The 10,082-nt window shown below is 69.8% G+C and carries 9 protein-coding genes and 2 pseudogenes; 9 read left to right on the top strand and 2 right to left on the bottom strand.

Annotated features, from left to right (window positions below):
- Positions 1-84 precede the first annotated feature (84 nt).
- Complete coding sequence (locus AOK17_RS12185) at positions 85-1,284, top strand: cytochrome P450 (RefSeq protein ID WP_055612420.1); 1,200 nt, start codon at positions 85-87, stop codon at positions 1,282-1,284.
- A gap of 34 nt (positions 1,285-1,318) precedes the next feature.
- Positions 1,319-1,375: pseudogene (locus AOK17_RS54265) on the top strand (hypothetical protein); the annotation flags it as partial.
- A gap of 252 nt (positions 1,376-1,627) precedes the next feature.
- On the opposite strand, the gene AOK17_RS12180 reads toward AOK17_RS54265, so the two are convergent.
- Positions 1,628-2,800, bottom strand: a complete 1,173-nt coding sequence (locus AOK17_RS12180; protein ID WP_055612419.1) for an RNA-guided endonuclease InsQ/TnpB family protein — start codon at positions 2,798-2,800, stop codon at positions 1,628-1,630.
- 32 nt (positions 2,801-2,832) lie between these two features.
- Between AOK17_RS12180 and tnpA the strand changes: the two genes are divergently transcribed.
- The 7 genes and pseudogenes from tnpA to AOK17_RS12145 all read left to right on the top strand — a co-directional run bounded on the left by tnpA (position 2,833) and on the right by AOK17_RS12145 (position 9,046).
- Positions 2,833-3,261 (top strand): IS200/IS605 family transposase, encoded by a 429-nt coding sequence (gene tnpA / locus AOK17_RS12175; protein ID WP_079052961.1) that lies wholly within the window; start codon positions 2,833-2,835, stop codon positions 3,259-3,261.
- Between the two features lie 352 nt (positions 3,262-3,613).
- A pseudogene (locus AOK17_RS12170) lies at positions 3,614-4,033 on the top strand (DUF2083 domain-containing protein); the annotation flags it as partial.
- Positions 4,034-4,184: 151 nt separating this feature from the next.
- Positions 4,185-4,505 carry a hypothetical protein gene (locus AOK17_RS12165; RefSeq protein WP_425424605.1) on the top strand — a complete coding sequence of 107 codons (321 nt, stop codon included), beginning with the start codon at positions 4,185-4,187 and terminating at the stop codon, positions 4,503-4,505.
- A complete protein-coding gene (locus AOK17_RS12160) occupies positions 4,502-6,766 on the top strand; it encodes a heavy metal translocating P-type ATPase (RefSeq protein WP_055612415.1) in 2,265 nt (754 codons plus the stop codon). Before AOK17_RS12165 ends, AOK17_RS12160 begins: the two co-directional genes overlap by 4 nt.
- Complete coding sequence (locus tag AOK17_RS12155; RefSeq protein WP_055612414.1) at positions 6,763-7,281, top strand: copper chaperone PCu(A)C; 519 nt, start codon at positions 6,763-6,765, stop codon at positions 7,279-7,281. The genes AOK17_RS12160 and AOK17_RS12155 overlap by 4 nt, the downstream gene beginning before the upstream one ends.
- Positions 7,282-7,432: 151 nt before the next feature.
- Positions 7,433-8,134: a hypothetical protein gene (locus AOK17_RS12150; RefSeq protein WP_055612413.1), complete on the top strand. Its 702-nt coding sequence runs from the start codon at positions 7,433-7,435 to the stop codon at positions 8,132-8,134.
- Between the two features lie 261 nt (positions 8,135-8,395).
- Entirely contained in the window at positions 8,396-9,046 is a 651-nt protein-coding gene (locus tag AOK17_RS12145) for a sigma-70 family RNA polymerase sigma factor (RefSeq protein ID WP_055612412.1), read from the top strand.
- A 79-nt stretch (positions 9,047-9,125) separates the two neighbouring features.
- Here the strand turns inward: AOK17_RS12145 and AOK17_RS12140 are convergent, their stop codons facing one another.
- On the bottom strand, positions 9,126-9,647 hold the full coding sequence (locus AOK17_RS12140; protein ID WP_055612411.1) for a copper chaperone PCu(A)C: 522 nt from the start codon (positions 9,645-9,647) through the stop codon (positions 9,126-9,128).
- Between the last annotated feature and the right edge of the window lie 435 nt (positions 9,648-10,082).

The following is a 10,082-nucleotide window of genomic DNA, read 5'->3' as shown; positions in this document are numbered from 1 at the left end:
GGATATCGCTGGGCACGGACCATCCGTTTCGTGACAGTGATCTCCGGAACCGGTTCAACGAAGCATCGAAAGAAGGGAATCACCATGTCCGACCTCGCCACCAGGTGGGGAGTGGAGGAGAGCCGCTTCTGGCTACACGGCCGAATGCCGCAGGAGACCGTACGGTTCGACGAGCAGACGGGTCTGTGGAACGTCTACGGTCACGCCGAGGCGCTCGCGATTTTCGCGGATCCGGCAACGTACTCGTCCGACACCGCGCGGGTGTTCCTCGCGGACTCGGACTTGGACGTCGGCGACTCGTTCGACGGAAACCCTGTCGTGATGGACCCGCCGTTCCACGGGAGAATGCGCAAACTTGTCAGTCGTGCCTTCACCCCGAAGACGGTCGCCGAGCTGGCGCCGCGGATCGCCGCCCTCACCCACGAACTCCTCGACGACGTGGCGGGCCGCGACAGGGTCGAACTCGTGTCGGCCCTCGCGTACCCGCTGCCGGTGATCGTCATCGCCGAACTCCTGGGGGTGCCCGCCGGCGAGCGGGATGTGTTCAAGGGCTGGGTGGACAAGATCTTCGACAGTGACCGGGAGGTGTCGCTCGAGTCCACCGAGGAGCAGCGGCAGGACATCGAGGAAGGCCTGGAGCAGGCACGGGAGTTGCGGGAGTACCTGCGCGGCCACGCGGACGAGCGCAGGCGCGCGCCGCGGGAGGACCTGCTGACCAAACTCGTTGAGGCCGAGGTCGACGGGCAGCGCCTCAGCTCCACCGAGGTGGCGAACTTCGCCAACGTGCTGCTCGTCGCCGGGCATGTCACCACCACGATGCTGATCGGCAACACCCTCCTGTGCCTCGACGCGGACCCGGACGCCGACGCACGCCTGCGCGCCGACCGCTCGCTCCTGCCGTCCACCATCGAGGAGTCGCTGCGCTACATGTCGCCATTCGCGTCCCTGTACCGGGCGACCATGACCGAGGCCGAGATCGCCGGGCAGCGGATCCCGAAGGACCAACTGCTCGCGGTGCGCATCGGCGCCGCCAACCGTGACGAGCGAGTCTTCGAACGGCCGCACACCTTCGACCCGGGCCGCGACCCCAACCCACACGTCGGCTTCGGCCACGGCATCCACTTCTGCCTCGGCGCACCGCTGGCCCGCCTGGAGGGGCGGATCGCGCTCGACATCCTGCTCGATCGCTTCCCCGTGCTGCGCGCGGACCCGGAACACCCGCCCACTTTCCTGCCGTCGCCGGACCTGACGGGGGTGAAGACCCTGACGCTGCTCTCCCACTGAGTCCGGCACGGCCTGGGTCGAGGACCCGCCCACCCGCACCCGGCACCTGACCACCAACGTGACGGTGTGGTCGGGCGACGAGAGCGGCTAGAAGATCGTCGAGTCGGCGTTCCTCTGCGGCGCCTCCGGCCACGAGCAGGGACCGAGTAGTGTGCGGCTTGTCACTGACCACGACAAGGGCCGGCTCCGTCGCGACCTTGGCGCGCTGCCCGTCTCCGAGCAGGAGAAACGTCGTCCCGCTGGACATCGCCAGAGGCTCGTCAGTCAACTACCCGGGACTGAAGTCCCGGGCTTGCTGCTCGGGTCATCACTGGAGGTGATGGGTTCCGGCTGCGTCCAGTCCTCACGCGATGAGCGTGAGGACAGGGGCCTGTGACTGGGCCCCGCAGACCCACGCCATCCACCCGCGTTGGGCGATGTTGTGGGACGAGTTCAGGTCGGCGTGCTCGACGAAGCCGCAGACTCTGCAGGTGAAGACGGCCTGGGAGGGCCGGTTCTTTCGTTCGGTGTGGTGGCACTTCGAGCATTCCTGGCTGGTGTACGCCGGGTTCACATGGACCACGGGGACTCCGGAGCGCTTGGCCTTGTAGCCGATGAAGGTGCCCAGCTGGTGGAAGGACCAGGAGTGCAGGGTGGCGCGTTGGGGCTTCCTCAGCCGTACCCGCTCGCGAATACCGCCGAGGTCTTCCAGGGCGATGCCGCGACCGGTGCGTTGTGCCGCCGCCACGATGGACTTGCTGATCTTGTGGTTGATGTCGCGGGCCCGCCGCTTCTCCTTGCCCGCGTGCTTCTTCGCCCGCCGCCTGGCGGACTTCGTGCCCTTCTTCTGCAGCTTGGTGCGCAGCTTCCGGTCGTTCTCCCGGCGCCGGTTCATCCGGCGCCCGCTGTGCCGGGTGCCGTCCGTGGTGGAGACGATGTTCACGATGCCCAGATCCACCCCGAGGAAGGCGACCGGATGGGTGTTCAGCGCGGCCTCGGCGATCTCACACGTGGCCAGGAGGTACCAGGCGCCGTCCCGGTGCAGCAGGTCCGACTCGCCTTGCCGGTGTGCGGCGAGTACGGCGAGCTGCTCGGCCCGTCCGGTGAACGCGACGCCCTTGAGGCGTCCGGCCGTGGTCCAGATCGATACCGTGTGCGCGGATTGCTGCCAGGACAGCATCCGGTCGTCATACGGCTGGGCCGCGTCCTTACGGAAGACGAGCGGCTTGCCCGCCGCTCTGGCGTACCGCTTGGTGCCGGGGCGGCCGTGGTTGCCGGCCTTCAGGTTCGCCCGCAAAGTGGTGTAGGCGTCGGCAGTCTTCTTGATGCTGTGCTGGGCGGCCTGCGCTCCCAGGCCCCACTGCCCCTTGACCGTGGCGTAGCAGCGGTCCCGCAGCGCGCGGTTGGTCGTGGTCTTCGCCTCGAAGCCAGTGGCCGACACCCAGGAGGCCGCCTCGTTGCAGGCGTGCAGGGTCGCCTCAAGTGCCGCCGCCTGTACGGGCGTCGGCAGGAGTTTGACCCGCACCACCAGCTTCATGACCGCGAGGCTAACACTCCTACAATCAGTCCATGTCACCCCGATGGGAACCTAACCCCGATCTGAGGAGGGGTAGAACGGTTGTCTACACCCTCTATGCACACTTGGTCTTCACTCCGAAGTACCGACGCGGTCCCTTCACCGACGAGATCCTCGTCCGTTGCGAGGAGGTCATGCGAGTTGTCTGCGCCGACTTCGGAGCGGAACTGACCGAGTTCAACGGCGAAACCGACCATGTCCACCTCCTCGTGCACTATCCCCCCAAGGTCGCCCTGTCCCGCCTGGTCGGCTCACTCAAAGGCGTCTCCGCACGACGTCTGCGGCAGGAGTTCCCCGACCACATCCGCCGCTACCTCTGGGGCGACCACTTCTGGTCCCCGTCCTACTTCGCCGCCTCCGCCGGAGGAGCCCCGCTCAATGTCATCAAGGAGTACATCGAGAACCAGAAACGCCCCGGCTGAGCCACCGGTCCGGCTCCGCCGGACCCAGCACTCCCACCGCTCCGCGCCGACCTTCTCACCGGCTCCGCCGGTCACGACACCACGACGCTCCGCGACGCTCCGCGTCGCTCATCTCAGGATGCGATTCCTCCCGGGGCTGAAGCCCCGGGGTTCCTCGCAAGAATCCGCTGAATCCGAACTCACCGCCGACCCCGTCATGGAGCGTCTGTTGCGCCGGCGCCTCCTTCGGCGGACTTGACTAGGGCGCGCTGCGCAGAGCACTCGCCCCGCGTGGAGAGATCGCAACGACGCACTTTTGTCATGGCGTCCTGCTTTGTCGCGGCCGGGGCGCTCGTGGCGTCCCGGCCGGCCACGCCAGTCCGCGACCGGCTTCCACTTTTCCCGCGTCGGCGGCACCTGCCCGCTCTGGAACGTCTACGAGGCGTTCACCGCCCCCGGCCGCATCCACGTCCAGATCGCCGAAATGCCCGACGGGCAGCGGTACTTGTGGACGACCCGCGCGGTCACCCGCCACCGCGGTGGCTGGGGCGAGCCCGGCAAGACCTTTGCCATCGGCCTCGGCTTCGAACTCCGCCACGCCCACCGCCTCGTCTACTCCGACGGCCTCGACCTCGACAACGCCTCCGCGGCCACGCCGATCGGCATGGGCTGCCGCGTCTGTGAACGTCTCGAATGCCCCCAGCGGGCCGCACCGCCCCTCGGGCGCCAGCTGCGGATCGACCAGAACAGCAGCACGTTCGTCCCGTATTCGGTGGTGGACACCCTGACGTGAAACAGCGTCGGCTTCGCCACCCTGCTCGGGCAGTGTTCGCCGTTGTGCGCAGCCGTTCCGCCGGGTTCCGGACCGACCCGACCCGACGCGGCGTATGAGGCGGACGGCTCTTGTGTGACGCGTGCCACAGACCTGGTCCGGAACTCGGACCGTGGACATTCCGACTACTGCTTCGGTACGGCGCGATCCGAGCGACGTCGTACGTCGTGACCTGGAGACGCGGTTGATGAACGAGTCCCGGCAATCCTCCTTCTTGGGCGTGGGTGCGGTGCTGCGGAAGGTGGCGCCACCGCCCGCGCTCTGCGGCTTCCTTCTGCTGCTGGCCCTGATGTTCACGGTGTCCTACGCAGTGGGGGCCTCCAGCGGCCCCGTCGCGCCCGGCATGCACGGCACCAGTGACACACCCGGCGGCGGGAGCGGGGACATGGGAGACATGGACGAGATGGACATGCGCGGGGGAGGCAACGGATGAGTGCCGAGCCGGTGGCCGCCCTGGTGACGACCGATCTGGCCGTCGGGGGCATGACCTGTGCGGCCTGCGTGAACCGGGTCGAGAAGAAGCTCGCCAAGCTGGATGGGGTCACGGCGACCGTCAATCTGGCCACCGGGCGGGCCAGGGTGAGTCATCCGTCGCAGATCAGCCCGGAGGAACTGGTCGCGACGGTCGAGAAGGCCGGTTATACGGCCGCCCTGCCCGAGCCCTCCAAGAAGAAGCAGCCTGAGGACGCGGACGGGGAAGCGGAGTCCGACGACGCTCGGCAGGAGCGCGACCGTCTGTTGCTCACGGCGCTGCTCGCGGTGCCGGTGCTCGTGTTGTCCATGGTGCCCGCGCTCCAGTTCCGCAACTGGCAGTGGCTGTGCTTCGTTCTCACCGCGCCCGTCGCCGTGTGGGGCTCCTGGCCGTTCCACGTGCGGGCGATGCGAGGGCTGCGGCACTCGACGGCGACCATGGACACGTTGGTGTCCCTGGGTGTGGTGGCTTCTTTCGCGTGGTCGACCTACGCGCTCTTCCTCGGGGGAGCCGGCGATCCCGGGATGACGATGCCGTTCACGCTCGTACCCTCCGCCCCGGACGGTGTCGCGCACATCTACCTCGAAGCGGCCGTGGGCGTACCGCTGTTCGTGCTGACGGGGCGGTTCCTGGAGGCGCGGGCCCGGCGCGGGACTGGGGCGGCGCTGCGGTCGCTGGCCGAACTCGCCGCCAAGGAGGTCTCGGTACGCGAGGGCGGCACCGAACGGCTCATCCCCATTGAGGAGTTGAGGGCCGGGCAGGTCTTCCTTGTGCGGCCCGGGGAGCGGGTCGCCACCGACGGCGCGGTGGTGGAGGGGAGTTCCGCGGTCGATCTGTCCCTGGTCACCGGGGAGAGCGAGCCGGTCGAGGTCGGGCCGGGCTCGGCGGTGGTCGGCGGGGCCGTCAACGCCGGCGGACTGTTGCTCGTACGGGCGATGGCCGTCGGCGCCGACGCACAGCTCGCCCGCATCACCCGGCTGGTCACCGACGCGCAGGCAGGTAAGGCGCGCGCTCAGCGGCTGGCCGACTCGGTGGCCGGTGTCTTCGTGCCCGTCGTGCTGGCGCTGGCCGTCACGGCACTCGGGTTCTGGCTGGGTGCCGGGGCCGATCCGCAGGCGGCGATCACGGCCTGTGTGGCCGTCCTGGTGGTTGCTTGCCCGTGCGCGCTGGGCCTCGCGACCCCGACAGCGCTCATGGCCGCCACAGGACGGGGTGCCCAACTGGGTGTCCTCGTCACCGGTCCGCAGGCGCTGGAGGGGCTTCAGCACATTGATGCCGTCGTCCTCGACAAGACCGGCACGCTCACCTCGGGGCACATGAGCGTCGCCCGGGTCACCGCCGTACCGGACGGGCTCGGTCGCGAGGAGGTGCTGCGGCTGGCCGGTGCCGTTGAGCAGGGCTCGGAACACCCGCTCGGCCGGGCAATCTCTGCGTACGCCCGGCGGGAGTCGCCCGAGGAACGGCTGCCGGACGTGAGTGGCTTCAGCGCCCTGCCGGGGCTGGGGGTGCGCGGCCGGGTCGAGGGGCGGCTGATCGAAGTCCTCGCCCCGGACGAGGAGTTGCCCGCCGCGCTCGCGGATGCCCTTCCGGTGGCAGAAGCCGCCGCCCGCACGCCCGTACTGGTCCGCGTGGACGGCACGGCAGAAGCCCTGATCGAGATCGGTGACGTCGTGCGGCCCGGCAGCTATCGGGCTGTCGAGCGGCTGCGGCGCCTCGGCGTGCGCCCCGTGCTCGCCACCGGAGACCGCGAGGCGCCCGCCCGGGCCGTCGCGGACGCACTGGGCATCGACGAGGTGCATGCCCGCCGCACGCCCGAGGACAAGGCCGATCTGGTACTGGACCTGCAGGAGCAGGGGTACCGGGTCGCGGTCGTCGGTGACGGCGTGAACGACGCCGCGGCGCTGGCCAGCGCCGACCTGGGGATCGCCATGGGCACCGGCACCGACGTTGCGATCGGAGCCGCCGATGTCACGCTGGTGCGCGGTGACATCGAGTCCCTGGCGGACGCGATCAGGCTCGCTCGGCGCACGCTGGGCACGATCCGCGCCAACCTCGTCTGGGCCTTCGGCTACAACGCCGTCACCGTGCCGCTCGCGATGGTGGGCCTGCTCAATCCGATGGTCGCCGCGGCGGCCATGTCGGCCAGTTCGGTGTTGGTCGTCGCCAACAGCCTGCGGCTGCGCGCCTGGCAGCCCTCACCCGCCCGGAGCCGCACCCGATGACCGGCGACACCTGGAGACCCGACCGCCGTCGACTCACCGACACCCTGTCAGCCGCGCTCGCGCCCGTCGCCGCGTTCGGTCTCGCCCTCGGCGGTCTGAGCATGTGGACCGCCTATGGCAACGCGGGCAGCCCCGCCCGTGTCGCAGTCAGCGACGGCCGGGTGTTCCTGCCTACCGGCGACACCCTGGAGACAGCGGCCTTCTTCCGGATCACCAACAGCGGGGGATCGGCGGACCGGCTGCTGAAGGTGACCTCCGCCGAAATCGACGGTGTCACCAGGCTGAGCCGCCACCGTATGGTCACCGTCAACACGGCATCAGACCAGACGGTGGCCTCGGTGTCCGTCCCGGCCGGCGGCAGCCTCGCCATGTCCCCGTCCGGCCTCGACGTGATCGTGCCGGCGAAGACGGAGTGGCAGGCCGGTGACCTCGTCACGTTCACCTTGCACTTCGAGCACAGCGCGGCTGTGAAGTACCCCGCTGTCGTGGTCCGACCGGGCCAGGACGGAACGTGACTTTCCCACTCCCAGAAGTCGGGCGAACCGCCCATCGGGTTCCGGCATGTTGGTGTGTCCTGTATCACTGATGCGGGGTTGAGTGGCAGGCCCGGGTGTTGTGCGTACCCACCAGTGACGAGCGGGGCTCGGATGCAAGGATAAGGCCGACATGACTGCTGGGTGGTGTGCACGCACGATACGGGCCGCGGTGTTCGCGGTCGTCTGTGTGCTGCTCGCCGCCCTCGGCCACGTCCTGATGTCGGGCTCCACCGTGCCCTGGTGGACCATGGCCGCCGGGTTCGTCGCCACGAGCGGCGTCGGCTGGTGTCTGGCGGGCCGTGAACGCGGGCTCACGCTGGTGGTGTCCGCCGTCGCCCTCGTCCAGGGCGCGCTCCACTGGACCTTCTCGTTGGCCCAGTCGGCGGCGTCGGGGTCCGGCACGGACTCCGTGGCGCATCACATGAGTGGCGACCCGAGCGGCATGCCCATGGGCTCCACGTCCATGGACGCGATCGACATGGCCTCCATGGGCTCCATGGACATGGGCCACTCGGCGCATGCGGGGCAACTCGGCCACATGGCTCACGACATGGGCGGCACGTCGTCGTTCGGCATGCTCGCCGCCCACACTCTGGCCGCGCTGCTGAGCGGCCTGTGGCTGGCCCACGGCGAGCGGGCCGCCTTCCGTGTCCTGCGGGCCGTCGCGGGATGGCTGGCCGCTCCGCTGCGGCTGCCGATCGCCCTGTCCGCCGTGCCGCACCACCGGCCGTGCCCGCGGCCCACGCGTGAGCGTTCGGAGCGGGTACCAAGGCTGACGCTCGCTCACACGATCATTTCTCGGGGGCCTCCGGCCGGGACTGCTGTCGCCTGAGACAGCTGGTTCCCCGAGGCCGTCCCCCCATTCGGCATCCCCATGAGCGCCGTGTCGTAGGCGCCGGGATCGGGGGCAGGGCTTTCGGGCACGGGTCGTTCACGTCGTACGGCCCCATCCCACTTTCCTCCTGTTCCGGGACTTTCCGCAGCGGCGCACCGCGTGCCTCCGCGCACCCCGCGTGCCCGGCGCATCGCGCGTCAGTGCGCGGTCGCGCGTGCCGCCGTGCCGGATCCCGGGCAACCCGAGAAGGACATACAGGTGATCACTCCTGTCCTTCCCGTCTCGCGCGAAAAGCGTGAGGCGGGGTACGAGGTGACGGTCGAGTCCGGCGCGGCATCGCGAGACGAGTCGGCCACCGCCTGGGCGCTGGCCGCCCGCGGTGGCGACCCTGACGCCGTCGACCGGTTCGTACGGGCCCTGCATCCCGACGTCGTCCGCTACATCACCCACCTCTCATCCGATCGCCAGCTCGCCGACGATCTGGCGCAGGACACGTTCCTGCGGGCGCTCGGCAGTCTGCACCGGTTCGAGGGGCGCTCCTCGGCGCGCACGTGGCTGCTGTCCATCGCGCGTCGCACGGTGGTCGACAGCCTGCGGTACGCCGCCACGCGGCCGCGGTTGGTCGACGGGGACGACTGGACGATACGGGCCGAGCGGGCGCAGCCGAGAGGTGTGCCCGGCTTCGAGGAAGGCGTGGCGTTGCTCGACCTGCTGGACGCCCTGCCCCCCGAGCGCCGCCAGGCGTTCGTTCTCACCCAGTTGGCGGGGCTGCCCTACGAGGAGGCTGCCGAGGTCACTGGTTGTCCCGTCGGGACGATCCGGTCGCGGGTGGCACGGGCCCGGGCGGTCCTCGTCGAACTCCTTGCCGAGGCCGAGGAACTGCCTGTCCCGGCCGCTGTGGCGGCGTGACGAAGGGGGTGCCGGTGTCTTCCGCGGACGCGGGACACCGGCACCCCTCCCTTTCTCCGGCCCACCCTGGTGCCGGGGCTCACCGCACGCCCTCGGTCACGGTCGCCCGGACGGCGACCCGCCCGCTCTGTCGGAACCACAGGGTGTACGGCACCGTCTGCCCGGCCTTGAGGACGGGAGGATCCAGGACCACGACCCCGAGTCCACCCGGGGCCATGCGTACCGTGCCGCCTGCCGGAACGTCGACAGCCCATACGGGATCCGTACGCCCTGTCCCGGTCCGGCGCACCGTACGGCGGAGGATGCTGAGGCCCAGTTCCGTCGAGTCGGCGTACAGCAGTGTGTCCTTCGACGAGCCGGTGTTGCGGACCTCGAAGTAGGCGGCGGTGGAGTCGGAGCCCGCGGGTGCCGCGATGATGCGCGCGTCGACGATCGTGATCCTGGGCGGCGCTTCGCCTGCCGCGCCGGTCGCGGTGTAGGCCACGAGCAGGGCCAGCGCACCACAGGAGGCCCCCAATGGTGCCGCGACAGCCCGCAGGACGTTTCCCAGGGGCGAGTTCCGCTTCCGGCCCATCACACGCATCAGGCTTCTCGGCTGCATGTGTCAGTGGTCGTGGCGCGGGTCCGGTTGGTTCCCGGTACTTGCCGAGCCGACTGGTTCCGGCCGGTGGTGGCGGGGAAGGACCCCTTCCGAAGTGGGGAACGAACGCGGTTGCGGAACTGTGCTGACCGTGGTGGGGAGGGGCGACATGCTGGGTCACGCGCGAGAGTCGAAGGCAGGGACACCGCGGAGTTGGCCGTGGGAGCAGGAGGCTGTTCGAGCCGAACACCGTTGGCCACGGATCGACGGTGCCTGGCCCTTGAGCGCAGCCACCCTTGGCGTGCTGGCGGGTGGTTACGCCTGGCTGGGTTCTGTGGTGGGCGGCCTTCCCGGGGCTTTGCTGGGCTGCGTCGCGGGACTGGTGCTGAGCGGGCTGCTCTTTCTTCTGGTGGAGTCGGCCGTCTCGGGTCCGCGACCGCCTCACCGCAGAGGCCG

Source organism: Streptomyces phaeochromogenes, assembly GCF_001418655.1.
Taxonomy (GTDB): Bacteria; Actinomycetota; Actinomycetes; order Streptomycetales; family Streptomycetaceae; genus Streptomyces; species Streptomyces phaeochromogenes.
This window is presented reverse-complemented; position numbering and strand designations above follow the sequence as displayed.

Coding starts and splice junctions, on each gene's coding strand:
- AOK17_RS12160 (WP_055612415.1), top strand. CDS start 4,502: ATGAGTGCCGAGCCGGTGGCCGCCCTGGTGACGACCGATCTGGCCGTC.
- AOK17_RS12180 (WP_055612419.1), bottom strand. CDS start 2,800: ATGAAGCTGGTGGTGCGGGTCAAACTCCTGCCGACGCCCGTACAGGCG.
- AOK17_RS12140 (WP_055612411.1), bottom strand. CDS start 9,647: ATGCAGCCGAGAAGCCTGATGCGTGTGATGGGCCGGAAGCGGAACTCG.
- AOK17_RS12150 (WP_055612413.1), top strand. CDS start 7,433: ATGACTGCTGGGTGGTGTGCACGCACGATACGGGCCGCGGTGTTCGCG.
- AOK17_RS12185 (WP_055612420.1), top strand. CDS start 85: ATGTCCGACCTCGCCACCAGGTGGGGAGTGGAGGAGAGCCGCTTCTGG.
- AOK17_RS12155 (WP_055612414.1), top strand. CDS start 6,763: ATGACCGGCGACACCTGGAGACCCGACCGCCGTCGACTCACCGACACC.
- tnpA (WP_079052961.1), top strand. CDS start 2,833: ATGTCACCCCGATGGGAACCTAACCCCGATCTGAGGAGGGGTAGAACG.